Here is a 15,695-nt window from a genome sequence, read left to right as displayed (position 1 = left end):
CCGTTACGGCCTTGTTACAAAGATCGAGGCCCACGATCCGAGCGGTGGATCGCGGGCCTCGGGCCCAGCAGGTGGTCAGCAGCACTCCTGCAGAGCAGCGGAGCGCTCTCAGGAGCAGGGCGCTGCTAGAAGTCGCCGCTGGTCTTGTTGCCCTGGTTCACGTCCGAGCCAGTGCCGAGGTCCGAGCCCTGGTGGGTGATGTCAGGGCCCAGGTCGCCGCTGCCGCCCAGTCCCTCATTCATGGGCGGCACGCTGGAAGGAGGCAGGGTGTCCGACGGCTGGTTGATGCCCTTGTCCGGCATCATCACGTCCGAGCCGCTGCCGCCCTGGCCCACGTCGGTGTTCTTCTGGATGCTGGTGGCCACGTTGTCCGTCTTGCGCACTTCGAAGGAGGCGCGGATCTCATCGCCCTCCTTGAAGTCCGAGGCCCGCTTCAGGCTCGGATCCGTGAACTGCGTGTTCTTGTCGACCTTCAGCGGGACGATGGCGCCCGCGTGCTCGACCCAGATCATCTTCTTGTCGCTCTTCACGACGCGGCCCGTGATCTGGTTGCCGCTCAGCGGGTTCGTCGTTCCGCTCTGGCCCATCTGGTTGCCCGTACCGAGCGAGCTCTCGGGGCTGCTACCGGTGGTTGTCTGGACGCCAGACCCGCCCGTGTTGCTCTGGTTCTGCGTCTGCTGCTGGTCGTGCTTCTTCCCCTCGTTCGCGAGCGCCATGCCCGGGCTCATCAGTGCCACGGCCGCGAAAAGTCCCGTCAGCTTCTTCATGGAAGTCATCCCCCATCTGGATGTGGTGAGTGCGGAAGGGCGGTGCGCATCCCCCGCTAGGAAAAACGTAGGTGCGCTGGGAGGCGCGGACAGGCCCTCCGAGGCAATGCCGCGTGCATGCTTGCTCTGCGGCCGTGGCTTTCTGTCCACATTGCTCTCGGTGGTACGACGCCCGTCTTGAACAGAGAGGGAGTTTTCTCCTACCGTCCGTACATCCGCTTTTGAGTCGGCCGCCCGGACGGCGCCCTGACAGGAGACCCTTCCTACAATGCCTCCTCCCAAGCAGCAGCAAGCCCCTGAAGCTGAGCCTCTTCCCACTCCGTCCTATCCGGCGATCGAGTCCTTCATCGAGGGCGCCACCGCGGAAGAGGTCCAGTCGCTCTTCAACCCCATCAAGGAGGGCCTCGACACCCTCAAGGGTCCCAAGGCTGAGCAGGGCAAGAAGATCCAGGCCGCGTTGTCAAGCGCCGAAGAGCTACTGGGCATTCTTCTCGAAACGCGCGAACATCTGATCGCGGAGAACAAGGGCGGCAAGGGCCGCAAGTAGCTACCCCGCTGCGCAAGTGCCTGGAATTGCTGGAAACATTTGCGTTGCGCCGGGATTTTCCGGACCCGAGGCAACCCAGGCGCGTGATCAGCGATAATTACAATGAGAGCGCCGGGCTGGCCGGGGCTCTGAACCTTTCGAAGTTGTCCGAACGCTGGAGGAAAAAATGAAGGTCGATGGATTGATGGGTCCTCGGATGTCTACCAACCTGTCGGTGGGTCGGCAGACCCCGGACACGAGCTTCGGTGCTCGCGTTCAGGCGGGCGTGAACAACGCGGCGGGCGCGGTCGCCGGCGGCGTGGGTCTGGCCACGGGGATGTTCTCCGGTGGCGGCATCGTCTCGGCGGCGGTCTCGTCGATGACGACGCTTACCGCGTCGGGCGCCACTGGCGGCGCGTCCACTCCGTACACGTCGGTTCTGCCGGGCGCGGGCTCGGGCAGCACGGGCGCGGGCTCGGTGGGCGTTCCCTCCGTGAACACCACCGTGGGCTCCGGCGGCAGCGTCGGCATCCCGGGCGTGGGCGGCGGCGGCACCGCGGGCGGCCCGAACTACCTGGCGGGCAACACGGGCACGCCGGGCTCCGAGTTCAACGGTGAGCTGGCCGGCATGTTCCAGGAGCAGAAGAACCTGCTGAAGCTCCAGTCCGCCATGCAGCAGGAGTCCCAGAAGTACCAGGCCGTCTCCAACGTGCTGAAGTCCCGCCACGAGACGGCGAAGAACGCGATCGGCAACATCCGCTAATCCGCTAAGCTGTTGGTGGTCGGGCGCCGAGTGGGAAGGGGGGCTGCGGTACTGCCCCCCTTCTTCCTTCCGGGCCCTTGCACAGGAGAGCACGCTTCATGGCGGAGTCTGCGTCGGAGATTGCTGGCAGCGTCGTCCCGGTGGGCAAGCAGCAGGCGATGATCCTGCTCGAGGCCGGCTACATCTGGCTGGAGATGGGCAAGTACGACAAGGCGAAGGACGTCTTCACCGGCGCCGTGGCCTTGATGCCCAAGAGCGAGGTGCCGCAGCTGGCGCTGGGCGCGCTGGAGTTCGCCCAGGGGCGCCACGACAAGGCCCTGCAAGCCTACCGGGCGGCCCAGCGTCTGGCCCCGAACTCCGCCCTGCCGCGCGCGCACGCTGGCGAAGCGCTACTCTTCATGGGCAAGGTCCCGGAAGCGCTGAAGGAACTGAAGGCCGCGGTGGATCTCGAGCCCGAGGGCGATGGCGCCCGGCTCGCGCGTGCCCTCATCGATGCAAAAGAGGCGGGGGCGCTGCCTCCGCCGAAGAAGTAGCGCACAATGCGCTGGAGCTGAGGAGGCTTGGCGATGTCAGTCGGTGGCGTAGGACGCGGGGGTGGTAAGGGCCGTGCGGGTGGCGCGAGGGGTGCGTCCGGCAAGGCTCCCGCGGGTGGTTCGAGTTTCGGGGGCAAGGTCGACAAGGCCGAGTCCCTGGTGGGGCCCTCCGGGCTGGTGGGCTCTTCCAATGTCGAGCAGGCCCGGGCGGCGGATCCCATCTCCTCCCAGGCCATGGCCATCGCCAAGCAGCTCAAGAACGGCGGCTTCAAGAACAAGGAGGAGGCCACGAAGCACCTCGTCGCTGAGGTCCTCAAGGAGAAGCTCCGGATGAAGTCCTCCGCGCTCTCCAGCAAGATCGCGGACGCGCTCCAAGAGGATCCCCGGCTCAACCAGGTTCTTGAGCGGCTGTGGTCGAAGGCCGAGTGAGCGGCGTTTGGGCTTCGGCGACGACAAGAAGGCGATCCTCGAGAAATACGGCCCTTACGTGCGGTCGCTGGCAGCGACTGTCCGCAAGCAGTTCAACGCCCAGCTCGAGATCGAGGAGTTGATGGCCTACGGGCAGATCGGTCTGCTCGAGGCGGCAGATCGCTTTGATCCCAAGGTGGGAGCCAATTTCCTCACCTTTGCCCACTACCGCATCAAGGGCGCCATTTTCGACGGCCTGAGGAAAATGGGGGTGTTGAAGGGCGCGGATGCGCGCGGCGCGTTCGTGGGTGAACGGGCGGCCGCTTACCTTGGAAATTTGTCGGACCGCGAGCAGGGCGGAGGCAACCGCGGAGGGTCATTTGACGATGATGTGAATGACATCTCCAACGCGGTGACGGGGCTGGCCATGGTGCTGGCCACCAGCCTGGAAGGGCTGGACGCGTCGGGGTACGTGGATGAGTCTCTGCCGGCGGATCAGCGGCTGGAGATGGAGCAGCTGAAGCGGCGGGTGAGGGCGGCGATCGATCAGCTCCCGGAGAAGGAGCGGCAGCTGCTGCAGGGGTACTACTTCCACGGGAAGACGCTGGAAGAGGCGGGCGCGGAGATTGGGCAGTCGAAGAGCTGGGCGTCGCGGCTTCATGCGCGGGCCATCGAGCGGCTCAAGGAACTTTTAGACGACGAGGAAGCCCCGGCTTCCTCCGACGATGCAAGGAGGCAGTCACATGGCGGGTCCGACAGCAGGCATCTCGGCCGCACAGATCGCGCAGCAGAAGCTGCAGGATCAGGGCGCGCAGCAGGTGAACAAGCAGGGAGCCTCGAAGTTCGACGGGGTTCTCGCTAACAAGTCTCAGGGCGTTGACCAGGCCCAGGGCGTGCAGCAGGCGCAGTCGGTCCAGCAGACGCAGAAGGCCCAGCAGGTCGACGCGTCGCGTAAGGTCGACGACGTCAACAAGACGGAGAAGGCAGGCCTCAACAAGGTCAACGGCGCCAACAGCCAGCAGCTGACCGCCAAGGCCGCGGAGCCGGTGGACGCGAAGGCGCAGACGAGCAAGGCCAACACCATGGTCTCCAGCGTCGTCTCCTCGCTGGAGAAGGGCCAGATGAACCTGGAGAAGCTCATCAACTCCGGCATGAGCGGGAAGAACTTCTCCAACTCGGAGCTGCTCTCGCTCCAGGCCTCCATGTACAAGTACACCCAGGAGCTGGACCTCACGTCGAAGGTCGTCGAGAAGGCCACCAGCGGCCTCAAGGACGTGGTCAAGACCCAGGTGTAAAGGCTGCCTGCCCCTCATCCGGGCAGCGCTTCCAAGGGCGATCCCTCTTTAGTGGGGGGATCGCCCTTCCACGTTTTCCGGACCCCATGTTGGAACGGCAAGGCCGCGCCGCTAAGCTAGGCCCCGCACATGACTCATCGATCGTCCACCCGCCTCCTTCCCTTGTTGGCCCTGCTCCTCGTGACGGGCTGCTCCATTGAACTGCAGCACGGCCTCACGGAAGAGGACGCCAACGAGATCTACGTTCTGCTCAGCAAGAACGGCATCAACGCCACCAAGGTCGCGGCGGGTGAAGGCACGGACATGCGCTTCACCATCCAGGTGCCGAAGTCCGACGCCGCTCAGGCCGCGGAGCTGCTGCGCGCCAACTCGCTGCCGCGCCCCATGGAGAAGGGCTTCAACCACTTCGCCAAGGGCAGCATGGTGCCCACCGCCGCAGAAGAGCGCGCGATGATGCTCAAGGCCATTGCTGGCGAGATCTCCAACGCCCTGAACAAGGTCGACGGCGTGCTGGAGTCCAACGTCATCGTCAACATCCCGGAGACGAATGACCTGACGCAGCCGGAGAACAAGCCGATGCCGTCGGCCTCGGTGATGATCCGCTACCGCCCAAGCCTCGAGGGCAAGCCGCCGGTGACGGAGAAGGATGTGCAGACCTTCGTCAGCTCCGCGGTGCAGGAGCTCAAGCCGGACCGCGTGACGGTGCTGCTCACCCCGGGCCTGCCTCCCTCGGCGGAGACCAACCCGGAGAGCCGGCTGCAGGACGTGTTCGGCCTGCGCATGACGGCGGCCAGCGCTGGCCAGTTCCGCGTGCTCGTGGGCATTGTCTCCATCTTCGTCCTGGCCATGATTGGCCTCTCGGCCTGGGTACTCATGCGCGGAGGCTCGGGCGACGCGCGTCCGGCCCGCCGCTGAGGCGCGGGCAGCGTTAGGCTCTGAGGCTCTCTGCTTCGAACCCCGGGACCTGCGTCCCTCGAGGTGAACCGGTTTGGATCAATTCTTCACCTCGCTCAACAAGCGCCAGACGATGCTGCTGCTGACCGCCATCACCTTCGGCGGTCAGGAGGGCGTCGCCGCGCTCGAGCACCTCGCGCCGGAGGACGGGGAGCTGTTGCTCCACCGCGCGCAGGAGATCATGCACATCCCGCGTGAGAAGCGGATTCCGTTTCTCGTGCAGGAGATCAAGAAGCTGGTGAAGGACCGGCGCGGCCAGCTCTGGAACGCCGAGCCGGAGAAGCTGGCTGCCCTCATCCAGAAGGAGCGCGGCGCGCTGGCCGAGGTGGTGCTCCGGGCCTTGCCCTCCGTGCTGGCCGAGGCCGTGCGTGCCCACCTGCCGCAGCGCCCAGTGAAGCTCTCCCGCGAGGTGCGTCCGCAGGTGCTGGACATCATCCGCTGGAAGCTCGAGGAGCGGCTCAAGCACAGCTCCGGCTCCCAGGCCGCCTTCAAGTTCACCGATGTGCTCATGCTGCAGCCGCGTGAGCTGCTCACCGTGTGTGATCGGCTCGGCGCGCGCGTGCTGGGGCCGGCGATGGCCGGGCTCGAGGATGCGCAGCGCGAGGGGCTCATCGCCGCCCTTCCGCCGGACATGAAGTCCCTGGCCTCCAAGGCCGTCCAGGCCAACGCCCCACGTAAGCTGCCTTCAGAGGAGGCCAAGGAGCAGCTCGCCGTCCATGACGGGCTGAAGAATCTGGCGGGCGCCATCCGCAGCGCGGGCACCCAGCGCCTGGCTCGTGCGTGTGTGTCTCAGTCCGCGGAGTTCGCCGCGCGCATGCTCGAGCGCCACCGCGGGGACTTCGGGAGCCTGCTGGCCAAGTGGGTTCGCGACGAGCGCTCCAAGCCCGCCTCTCGTGTGACGGACGGCGGCCGTGCCGACATCGTCGCGGATCTGGAGCGGCTGGCCGCCCGAGGCCTCATCGAGCGCCCTGTGCGGCTCACCCCGCAGCGTCCGGCGCTCAACCCGCCACCCATGCGTGGCGCGCCTCCCAGCCGCGAGCCACCTCCCGCGCGTCCGCCCCCTGGAGGCCAGGAGCGCTCCAACGTCGTCCAGCCGCCGCCTGCGCCCCGCCGGGATGCCATGGCCGAGCGCGAGGCCCGGCGCGCGGGATTCGCGGGGCCCACGGGAGGCGCCAACTCCGGGGACAGCAGCGTCCGCCGGGATCCCATGGCCGAGCGCGCTGCTCGCCGAGCCGGAGCGCTCTCCTCGCGCGAGCCCTCTCGCATCGGTCCTCCCATCGACGACGATCCACCCGCGCTCTCGCGCAACGCGCGCGTGGGGCCGCGGAAAGACTCACAGGGCGTGCCGCCGGAGCCCGGGGGCGCCCGGGTGGGCCCTCCGCCCTCAAGAGAGGCCTCTCGCGTCGGCTCCCGTCAGCCTCCTCCTGAGGTCGAGAACTCCCGTGCGGGCTCTCGCCGGCCTCCGCCCGAGGCGGGTGCGCCCTCCCGGCCGCGTGAAGGGGATCCGCGCGGAGTGCCTCCCGCTCGCGTTCCTCCGCGCATGGCCGACCGGCCGCCGGCCCCCATGGACCCGGATGGCTCTCGCGTCATTTCCTCGCCGGGTGTCCGCAGCCGAGGGACGGGGGTGAGCAGTTCACTTACAAACGAACCGGAGCGTCCGCCCCGGGTCCTCTCGGGAAAGACGGCAGCCCGGCCGTCCCTGGCCTCACGCGGCGGGGGAGCAGGCGGCCAGCGGCCCACCCGGCCCCCTTCTGGGGGCAACTCGGGGCGTGGACCTCGCGGGGGATCGCGCTAGCATCCAGCCGTCAAGGAGCTGTCCATGGCGATCGGCAAGGTGATCAAAGGTGACGGGTCTGGGGAGCTTGCGGGTGCCGCCGAGCGCCCCATGGCACCGCGTCCCACGCGCGCTGGCGTGATGAACGCCGAGATCTTCGATGCGCGCCAGTCCGCCCAGGGGATTATCGAGGAGGCGAACAAGGAGAAGGAGCGCATCCTCGCGGAGGCCCAGCGCGAGCGTGAGGAGGTGCTCGCCAAGGCCCGCGAGCAGGGCCGCCAGGAGGGGCTTGCCCAGGCCTCCGAGGTGCTGCTGCGCGCCAAGATGCAGGCCGGGGAGATGCTGGCTGGCAACGAGAAGGACGTCATCGCCCTGGCGTGCAAGATTGCCGAGAAGATCATCGGCCGGGACATCGAGCGGCAGCCCGAGCTGATGATGGAGATGTGCGCCACCGCCATCGAGCAGATCCGCAGCGCGCGCTCGATGATCCTGCGGGTGCACCCGAAAACGGCGCAGGTGCTGCGCTCCCGCAAGCCGGAGCTGATGGAGCTCATTGGCCGGGCGGTGGACCTGGCCATCCGGGAGGACCAGGACGTGGCCCCGGTGGGCTGCATTGTCCAGACGGAGTTCGGCACCATCGACGCGCAGCTGCCCACGCAGTTCGAGATGCTGCAGAACGTGCTGCTGCCCGATCCCAACGGGAAGAAGGAAGGACCGGCGTAACCCCATGGCGATCGACCTCTCGCACTACTACTCCCTGCTGAAGGAGGCCTCGCTCATCCGCGTGCGAGGCCGCGTGACGGAGCTGACGGGCCTGGTCATCAAGGCCAGCGTGCCCAACGTCCGCGTGGGCGAGGTCGTCTACATCAAGGCCCGCACCAACAAGGTGAAGGCCGAGGTGGTGGGCTTCCAGGGCGACGAGGTGATGCTCATGCCCCTGGGCGAGCTGTCGGGCATCGGCCCGGACAGCGAGGTGATTCCCACCGGCAAGCCGCTCACCATCAAGTGCGGCGATCAACTGCTGGGCCGCGTGCTCGGCGGCACCGGCGAGCCCATCGACGGCAAGCCGATGCCGGACGGCATGATTGACTGGAGCGTGGACCGGGACTGCCCGGACCCGTTCAAGCGCCAGAGAATTGAACGGCCGCTGCCTTTGGGCGTGCGCTGCATTGACGGGCTGCTCACGGTGGGCGAGGGCCAGCGCGTGGGCCTCTTCGCCGGTTCCGGCGTCGGTAAGTCCACGCTGATGGGCCAGATCGCCCGAAACACCCAAGCGGACCTGAGCGTCGTGGCGCTGATCGGCGAGCGTGGCCGCGAGGTCCGCGAGTTCATCGAGGACGCCATGGGCGAGGAGGGCATGAAGCGCGCCGTGCTGGTGTGCGCCACCTCCGACCAACCCAGCCTGGTGCGTCTGCGCGCCGCCTACGTGGCCACGGCCATCGCCGAGTACTTCCGAGAGCGCGGCGGCAACGTGCTCTTCATGCTCGACACGGTGACGCGTCTCGCCCGTGCCCAGCGTGAGATCGGCCTGGCCATCGGCGAGCCCCCGGCCCGCCAGGGCTACCCGCCCAGCGTGTTCTCCATGCTGCCGCGCATCCTCGAGCGCACGGGGAACTCGGACAAGGGCAAGTGCACTGCCATCTACACCTGCCTCGTGGCCGGCGGTGACATGGAAGAGCCCATCGCCGACGAAGTCCGCGGTATTCTCGACGGCCACTTCATCCTCAACCGTGCCCTGGGCGAGCGCAACCAGTGGCCCGCCATGGACGTGCTGGCCAGCCTCTCCCGTGTGATGAGCGGCATCGTCTCCAAGGATCACAAGAAGGCGGCCGGCAAGCTGCGCGAGACGCTCGCGACCTACGAGAAGCAGCGCGACCTCATCCTCCTGGGCGCCTACCAGTACGGCACGGACCCCCGGACGGACTACGCCATCGACAAGTACGACGCGATCATCGACTTCCTCAAGCAGGACACCCACTCGAACTCGCCCTTCGAGGAGACCGTCGAGAAGCTCATCGGCCTCTTCCAGGACTGACGAAACCGGTTTTTCCGGGTTAGGATGGGGGCCACATGCCCCAGTACCGCTTAGAGACCCTCCTGGAGATGCGCACCCGCGCCAAGGAGGAGGCTGAACAGGCTTTCTCCGCGGCCATCAAGGCGCTGGAGAAGGAGAAGCAGGAGCTCAAGCGCCTCGAGGAGGACCTGGCGCGCCGCAAGGCCGAGCGCAAGCAGAAGGTCATGGCCTACCTCAACGAGGTGATGGCCAAGGGCGCCGGCATCAACGGCATGAACATGATGAGCCGCTTCGAGCAGCGCCTGAAGGACGAGGAGGCGCAGGTGGCGCTTGACATCGAGCGTCAAAAAGAAGCGGTCAAGGTGGCCGAGAAGCTGGTGGAGCAGCGCCGTCGGGAGATGGCGGAGGCCGCCAAGGAGCTCAAGGCCATCGAGAAGCATAAGGAGAACTGGAAGAAGCAGGTGAAGTACGAGCGCCAGCAGCGCGAGGAGATGACGCAGGAAGAGATCGGCAGTGCCTTGTTCCAGGCCCGTCAGCGCAAGTAACCTCTCTCCTCCCTTTGTAGGTGTCCCGCGATGAGCCGAGTCGAAGACGATCGCCAGGCAGACCAGATTACCCAGCGCCTGCTGCAGGAGAAGCAGCGCGCCGAGGCCAAGAGCAAGCAGATCCGGCAGGGCGAGAACGCCTTCTCCAAGCTGGTTCAGAGCTCGCAGACGCAGCAGGCCCAGACCCAGCAGAAGCAGGAGACGAAGCAGGGCCTGGGGTCGCAGGTGCTCGCGCGCCTCACCAAGGAAGCCAAGGGCTCCGAGACGAGCCAGCAGGAGGGCACTGCCGCCCGGCAGACCGGCCAGCGCCAGGAGACGGGCAAGACCCAGGGCCGCCAGGACGCCAAGGCCCTCAACGAGCGCGTCGAGTCCTCTCTCTCGGGTGAGGCCGAGAAGATGTCCGAGAGCCACTCCTCCGACACCGCCCAGGGCCAGGCCATGGCGGTGGACCGCAAGCACGGCCGTGAGTCCTCGGAGTCTCTCCACGAGTCGCGCTCCTCCGAGGCGAGGTCCGAGGGCGATGCCAAGGCGGACGATCAGGCCTCGGATCTGCGCAGCGCCGGCCGCGCGGGCCAGAAGGGCGCTCTGAAGACGGACGCGGACTCCGGCGGCGGGCAGGGCGGTGGGAACAAGGACGGCAAGCAGGGTGGGGATGCGGCGGCCGCGGCGGGCTTCCGCTTCAACCCAGCGCTGATGGCTCCGGTGCCGGTGGCCAAGCCCAAGCCCACCACGGGCTCGGACCGGCTGCGCGCCATCGCCAACGAGATTGCCCAGAAGATCGTCGAGAAGGTCCGCGTGGGCACCAACGGCGCGGGCGCGGCCGAGTTCCAGATCGACCTGCGCAGCAACGTCCTCAGCGGCTTGTCCATCAAGCTCAGCGCGAAGAACGGGAAGATCTCCGCCGTCTTCAGCGGCAGCGATCGGGACGTGCTCAAGATGATCGAGGAGCAGAGCGAAGGCCTCAAGAGTGCGCTGCAGGGCCGGGGCCTCAAGCTTGAAGATCTGCGCTTCGAGGCCCGGGCATGAGCCTTGGCCGGGATGATGAACCCGGAATCCACGAGCGAACGATGCTGGTGGACCTCCGCCAGATAAAGCCCTCCAAGCCCTGGAAGCCGTTCAAGTTCCGCAACCTGGAGCGCGTGGACCGCGCCCAGACGGAGCTGACGGCTCGCCTCCACCGGGCCATTCCGTCTCCCACCGCGGCTGAGCCCCTCTATGCCCGGCTCAAGGCGCTGTTCGACGCCGAGGCCCGCGTCTCCCTCGTGAGCATGCAGATCCGCCCCATCGCGGAGCTGCGCCGCCACCTGGGCGAGCCCTCCTTCCTGACGGTGCTCGCGCCCGGAGCGCTCAAGAGCCGGGTGGTGATGGAGGTGGAGCTATCGTTCGCCCACAACCTGGTGGACATGCTGCTGGGTGGCGCGGGCGAGACAGTGGGCCTGCGGCCGCTGACGGACATCGAAGAAGGCGTGATGAGCTTCGTGGTCCTCGAGGGCATCAAGGCCGTGGCGCCCGCGCTGGAGGCTTCGTTTCCGCGCATGCGGCTGGAGTCCGTCGCCCGGGGCGTGGACGAGGTGGCCGCCAAGCTTGGGGATGACGAGCTGGTGGTCGTCGTGCAGATGAACGCCTCGGTGGGGCCCCACGCGGGCATCGTGCGCGTGGTGATGCCTCCGGCGGTGCTCAATGCCACCGAAGAGGGGCGTGGCGGCGCGGAGAAGCGCAGCCGCCTGCGCGCGGACATCCGGATGAACCGGAAGCTGCTGTCCACGGTGCGCACGTGGCTGCGCGCGGAGATCGGCCAGGCGGAGATCGCCAGCTCCGATCTGGAGTACATCCGCGTGAAGGACGTGGTGCTGCTGGACTCGCTCTCGACCCGTCCGGACCGGGGTGAGGCAGGCACGGCCACGCTGCGCGTGGGGCTGGGCGGCACCCGAGTGGAGGCAGAGGTCTTCGTCGAGGACGGCCAGTACAAGGCGCGCGTCAAGGACTTCATCCTGGGCGAGCCGAACTTCCAGCGCGTCCTGCCCCCCGCCAACGACAACGAGGTTTTCACCAACCCGGAGAATGAGATGCCTCCGGAGTCGGAAGGGAATATGGACGACGCGAACAGGCCGGAGGGAGGCGACTTGCTGGCTGACATCCCGCTGCAGCTCGCCGTGGAACTGGCCCGGGTTCCCGTTACCGCCGACGAGGTGGTGGCGTTGAAGGTGGGACAAGTCATCGAGCTTCACCGCTCGCCCGGCGAGCCAGTGGAGCTGTCCGTCAATGGCAAGGTGGTGGCTCGGGGCGAGCTGGTCGAAGTCGAGGGCCAGCTGGGTGTCCGGGTCCTCTCCCTGGCCGGGTGAAGCCTGTTGGCTGGCGGGCGAGCAGGGTGGCGTCGGGGATCCACGGTGGAGCCATGGCGGTCTCGCCTGGGAATGGACTAGCCTCGCTCCCAGTCATGGTGGCCTCCCTCCTATCGAACCCGCGCTGGTCCCTGCTGGCCTGTGCCTGCCTCTTGCTCGCGCCGCCGCTTGCCCTCGCGGAGGCTTCGGCTGCCGTGCCCGCTCCCACGGCGGCGCCCGTCGCGGCGCCTGCCCCTGAGCAGCCTGCTGCCCAGGTTCCCGCCCCGGCTCCGGCTGCTCCCGCCGTGGCGGCTCCTGGCAGTGACTTGCCGGATCCGTTCGCGGCCGAGGACACCGCCAGTGCGGAGCCCGAGAACCTCGGTTGGGTGCTCGCGCGCACGCTGCTGCTGCTGGGCACGGTGCTGCTGAGCATCTACCTGACGCTCAACGTGGGCCTGCGCAAGCTGATGGGGCTGCAGGGCCCGATGGGCCGCCGGAGCCAGTCGCTGGTGTCTGTGGTGGAGCGGGTGCCGCTCGATCAGCGCCGCACCCTCTTCGTGCTGAAGGCCGCGGACGAGTACCTCCTGGTCGGCAGCGGCGAGGGCGGCCTCCAGTTGCTGTCGAAGCTCGACACCCAGGCGGTCGATCGCATCCAGGCCGAGCGCCCCCAGCCCTCCAACGTCGTGCCTTTGAGCCCCTTCCTCCAGAAGCTCCTCTCCCGCCGCACCGGCTCCACGCCGCCGCGCTCCTGAAGATTGCTCTCGTGAGACCCTCGTCCTTGCGCCAGTCCCTGTCCCGTGCCACTCCCTGGCTGTATGCCGCCGCTGTCGCCCTGCAGCCGGCTGTTGCCTTCGCCGCCAAGAGGGGCAGCGCCGTCGCCACGGAGGAGCCGCTCCCCGCCAACGCCGTGCAGTCGGTGACGAACAGCGAGTCATTCACCTCGCGGCCGCTGATCCTCATCCTGGCGCTGGCGGCGCTGTCGCTCGTCCCCTTCGTGCTGATGATGGTGACCAGCTTCGTGAAGATCTCGGTGGTGCTCTCCATCGTCCGCTCGGCGCTGGGCACCCAGCAGATCCCGCCCACCCAGGTCATCACCGGCCTGGCCATCATCCTCACCGTCTACATCATGGCCCCCATCGGCCAGAACATGTACAAGGCGGCCCAGGTGGACATCTGGGCGAAGGGGCCCGGGCTGCTCTCCTCGGAGACCGTGGGCACCATGCTGGCCGCCGCGGATCGCGCCAAGGAGCCCCTGCGCGACTTCCTCATCAAGAAGGTCAAGGACAAGGACCGGGCGCTCTTCTTCCACCTGGCCAAGAAGATGCGCAAGGAGGAGGATCGCAAGGACGTGGGCGACCGGGACTTCATGATCATCATCCCGGCCTTCGTCGTGTCCGAGCTCAAGGAGGCCTTCCAGATCGGCTTCCTGCTCTTCGTGCCCTTCATTGTCATCGACATGGTGGTGGCCAACATCCTGCTCGCGCTCGGCATGCACATGTTGTCACCCACCACCATCTCCATGCCCTTCAAGCTCTTACTCTTCGTCTTGGTCGACGGCTGGTACTTGATCGCCAAGGGCCTGGTCATCGGGTACCTGTAGGAGGAACGCCATGCACCAACTGACGGTCATCACTCAGCAGGCGCTCTTCCTGGTGCTCGTCGCCTCGGCGCCGCCTGTCATCATCAGCCTCCTGGTGGGCTTCATCATCGCCCTGTTCCAGGCCACGACGCAGATCCAGGAGCAGACGCTCACCTTCGCGCCGAAGATGGTCATTGTCTTCGTCACGCTGGCCATGGTGGGCCCGTGGATCGGCCACCAGCTCGTGCGCTTCACCTTCCACGTCTTCGACCGGTTCCCCGCCATCATTCGATGAACGCCTCGGAAGCGATCGCGAAGTTGGCCGAGCAGGCCAACATCCAGCTCATCATCTTCGCCGTGGGCCTGATCATGTGCCGGGTCCTGCCGGTGATCATCTTCTCGCCGTTCCTCGGCGGAGAGGTCACGCCCACGGAAGTGAAGATGGGCGTCGGCATCACCTTGTCGATCGTGATGTTCCCCCTCGTGGCGCAGCGGATGGGGACCATCCCCAGCCAACCGCTGCCCTACATCGCGCTGCTGCTCAAGGAGATCTTCATCGGCATGTCGCTGGCGTTCATCGTCAGCGCCATCTTCGACGCGGCCCGCGTGGCAGGAAACCTGGCGGACACCATGATGGGCAGCAACAACGCCCAGCTCTACGTGCCCCAGCTCGGCCAGCAGGTGACGCTCTACTCCAACTTGAAGACGCAGCTGGCCGTGGTGCTCTTCCTCACGCTCAACGGGCACCACGTCGTCATCGAGGCCCTGGCCGACAGCTTCGTCGCCGTCCCACTGGACGGCTTCCCCCGGTTCAGCGCCGGACTTTGGCCCTTCTTCGAGGTGTCGATCCGCGTCTTCGCGGACCTCCTGAGGATCTCCCTCATCCTGTCGGCGCCCGTCGTGCTGGCCACCTTCCTGACGGACCTGGGCATGGGCGCCATCAACCGTGTGGCGACCAACCTCCAGGTCTTCTTCATCGCCATGGCCATCAAGCCCATGGTGGCCGCCATCATCTTCGGTATCTCCATTCAGATGATCATCGGGCGCTTCCAGGACGAGTTCGCCTCCATGCTGGCGATCCTGAAGCACGCCATCAGACTCCTCAGCTGACACCCGGCGCCCGCCATGTCCGACGAGAAGACAGAAGAACCCACACAAAAGAAGCTGCAGGACTCACGCAAGAAGGGCCAGGTCTGGAAGAGCAAGGACCTGACGGGCGTGTTCGTGCTGCTCGTGGGGCTGGGCGCCGTCAAGGCCACCTGGGGCAACATCGAAGAGAAGGTGACGATCCTCTTCCGCTACTCGTTCGATCAGATGTCGAAGCCGGACTCGCTGCAGATCGCCACCTTCCATCTGATGGAGATGGGCTTGAGCGCGGTGCTCACGCTGGTGGCACCCGTCATCGGCGCCTGCGCGGTGGTGGCCGGGCTGGCCGAGTTCCTCCAGGTGGGCTCGCTCTTCACCCTGGACCCCTTGATGCCCAAGCTGGAGAAGCTGAATCCCATCCAGGGCCTCAAGAACATGTTCTCCAAGAAGACGGCCGTGGAGCTGATCAAGAACCTGGCCAAGATCAGCGTCGCGGGCTACGTCATCTTCGGCGTCATCCGCGACGGCATGGGCATGGTGGTCCAGACGGTGCGCATGGACGTGCCGGGGATCATGGGGGTGATGGGGGAGATGGTCTACCGCGTCGCCTTCAAGATCGGCCTCATCTTCCTGCTCTTCTCCATCTTCGACATCTGGTGGCAGCGAAAGTCCTACATGAAGGACATGATGATGTCGAAGGACGAGGTGAAGAAGGAATACAAGGAGAGCGAGGGCGATCCGCACCACAAGGCGCACCGCAAGCAGATGCACCAGGAGATCATGGAGAGCGCTCAGATGGAGTCCGTGAAGGGCGCCGACGTGATCGTCACCAACCCGGACCACGTCGCCGTGGCGCTCAAGTACGACCGGGAGAAGGACGGCGCGCCCCGGGTGCTCGCCAAGGGCCTGGACTCCAAGGCCGAGCAGATCAAGGCGCTGGCCAAGGCCGCCGACGTGCCCCTGCTGCGCAACGTGCCGTTGGCGCACGCGCTGCTCCGGGTGGACGTGGGCCAGGACATCCCCGAGGAGCTGTATGACGCGGTGGCCGAGGTGCTGAACTTCGTCTACGGCCTGAAAGAGGGCTCCCCGGCCCGCGCCTAGCGGGGCCCGGCCGGGGTATCATCCAGGGC

Annotated in this window: 19 protein-coding genes; 18 read left to right on the top strand and 1 reads right to left on the bottom strand. The window is 66.8% G+C overall.

Annotated features, from left to right (window positions below; translation table 11 throughout):
* Positions 1-125 precede the first annotated feature (125 nt).
* Positions 126-767 (bottom strand): hypothetical protein, encoded by a 642-nt coding sequence (locus tag DB31_RS00305; protein ID WP_044180527.1) that lies wholly within the window; start codon positions 765-767, stop codon positions 126-128.
* Between the two features lie 268 nt (positions 768-1,035).
* Here DB31_RS00305 and DB31_RS00300 point away from each other — a divergent pair, with 268 nt between their 5' ends.
* The 18 genes from DB31_RS00300 to sctU all read left to right on the top strand — a co-directional run bounded on the left by DB31_RS00300 (position 1,036) and on the right by sctU (position 15,666).
* A complete protein-coding gene (locus DB31_RS00300) occupies positions 1,036-1,314 on the top strand; it encodes a hypothetical protein (RefSeq protein ID WP_044180525.1) in 279 nt (92 codons plus the stop codon).
* Positions 1,315-1,480: 166 nt separating this feature from the next.
* On the top strand, positions 1,481-2,056 hold the full coding sequence (locus DB31_RS00295) for a hypothetical protein (protein ID WP_044180523.1): 576 nt from the start codon (positions 1,481-1,483) through the stop codon (positions 2,054-2,056).
* A 98-nt stretch (positions 2,057-2,154) separates the two neighbouring features.
* Positions 2,155-2,589, top strand: a complete 435-nt coding sequence (locus tag DB31_RS00290) for a tetratricopeptide repeat protein (protein ID WP_044180521.1) — start codon at positions 2,155-2,157, stop codon at positions 2,587-2,589.
* A gap of 33 nt (positions 2,590-2,622) precedes the next feature.
* Positions 2,623-3,018: a hypothetical protein gene (locus tag DB31_RS00285; protein ID WP_044180519.1), complete on the top strand. Its 396-nt coding sequence runs from the start codon at positions 2,623-2,625 to the stop codon at positions 3,016-3,018.
* A 7-nt stretch (positions 3,019-3,025) separates the two neighbouring features.
* Entirely contained in the window at positions 3,026-3,859 is an 834-nt protein-coding gene (locus DB31_RS00280) for a sigma-70 family RNA polymerase sigma factor (protein ID WP_075305796.1), read from the top strand.
* Positions 3,816-4,292, top strand: a complete 477-nt coding sequence (locus tag DB31_RS00275) for a hypothetical protein (RefSeq protein WP_044180517.1) — start codon at positions 3,816-3,818, stop codon at positions 4,290-4,292. The genes DB31_RS00280 and DB31_RS00275 overlap by 44 nt, the downstream gene beginning before the upstream one ends.
* A gap of 129 nt (positions 4,293-4,421) precedes the next feature.
* Positions 4,422-5,207, top strand: coding sequence for a type III secretion protein (locus DB31_RS00270; protein WP_044180515.1), 786 nt, complete (start codon positions 4,422-4,424; stop codon positions 5,205-5,207).
* Between the two features lie 73 nt (positions 5,208-5,280).
* A complete protein-coding gene (locus DB31_RS00265; protein WP_044180513.1) occupies positions 5,281-7,041 on the top strand; it encodes a hypothetical protein in 1,761 nt (586 codons plus the stop codon).
* Positions 7,042-7,065: 24 nt separating this feature from the next.
* Positions 7,066-7,743, top strand: coding sequence for a FliH/SctL family protein (locus DB31_RS00260; protein WP_044180511.1), 678 nt, complete (start codon positions 7,066-7,068; stop codon positions 7,741-7,743).
* A gap of 4 nt (positions 7,744-7,747) precedes the next feature.
* On the top strand, positions 7,748-9,055 hold the full coding sequence (gene sctN / locus DB31_RS00255; protein ID WP_044180509.1) for a type III secretion system ATPase SctN: 1,308 nt from the start codon (positions 7,748-7,750) through the stop codon (positions 9,053-9,055).
* Between the two features lie 35 nt (positions 9,056-9,090).
* Complete coding sequence (locus DB31_RS00250; RefSeq protein ID WP_044180507.1) at positions 9,091-9,579, top strand: flagellar assembly protein FliH; 489 nt, start codon at positions 9,091-9,093, stop codon at positions 9,577-9,579.
* A gap of 30 nt (positions 9,580-9,609) precedes the next feature.
* Entirely contained in the window at positions 9,610-10,605 is a 996-nt protein-coding gene (locus DB31_RS00245) for a flagellar hook-length control protein FliK (protein ID WP_044180505.1), read from the top strand.
* Positions 10,602-11,921 (top strand): type III secretion system cytoplasmic ring protein SctQ, encoded by a 1,320-nt coding sequence (gene sctQ / locus DB31_RS00240; RefSeq protein ID WP_044180503.1) that lies wholly within the window; start codon positions 10,602-10,604, stop codon positions 11,919-11,921. Before DB31_RS00245 ends, sctQ begins: the two co-directional genes overlap by 4 nt.
* 95 nt (positions 11,922-12,016) lie before the next feature.
* Positions 12,017-12,652, top strand: coding sequence for a flagellar biosynthetic protein FliO (locus tag DB31_RS00235; protein ID WP_240486448.1), 636 nt, complete (start codon positions 12,017-12,019; stop codon positions 12,650-12,652).
* 11 nt (positions 12,653-12,663) lie between these two features.
* Positions 12,664-13,500 carry a type III secretion system export apparatus subunit SctR gene (gene sctR, locus DB31_RS00230; protein WP_044180499.1) on the top strand — a complete coding sequence of 279 codons (837 nt, stop codon included), beginning with the start codon at positions 12,664-12,666 and terminating at the stop codon, positions 13,498-13,500.
* A gap of 10 nt (positions 13,501-13,510) precedes the next feature.
* Positions 13,511-13,774: a flagellar biosynthesis protein FliQ gene (gene fliQ / locus DB31_RS00225; RefSeq protein ID WP_044180497.1), complete on the top strand. Its 264-nt coding sequence runs from the start codon at positions 13,511-13,513 to the stop codon at positions 13,772-13,774.
* Positions 13,771-14,589: a flagellar biosynthetic protein FliR gene (locus tag DB31_RS00220; RefSeq protein ID WP_044180495.1), complete on the top strand. Its 819-nt coding sequence runs from the start codon at positions 13,771-13,773 to the stop codon at positions 14,587-14,589. The genes fliQ and DB31_RS00220 overlap by 4 nt, the downstream gene beginning before the upstream one ends.
* A gap of 15 nt (positions 14,590-14,604) precedes the next feature.
* Entirely contained in the window at positions 14,605-15,666 is a 1,062-nt protein-coding gene (gene sctU / locus DB31_RS00215) for a type III secretion system export apparatus subunit SctU (RefSeq protein ID WP_044180493.1), read from the top strand.
* Positions 15,667-15,695 lie beyond the last annotated feature (29 nt).

This window comes from Hyalangium minutum (assembly GCF_000737315.1).
Classification (GTDB): Bacteria; Myxococcota; Myxococcia; order Myxococcales; family Myxococcaceae; genus Hyalangium; species Hyalangium minutum.
This window is presented reverse-complemented; position numbering and strand designations above follow the sequence as displayed.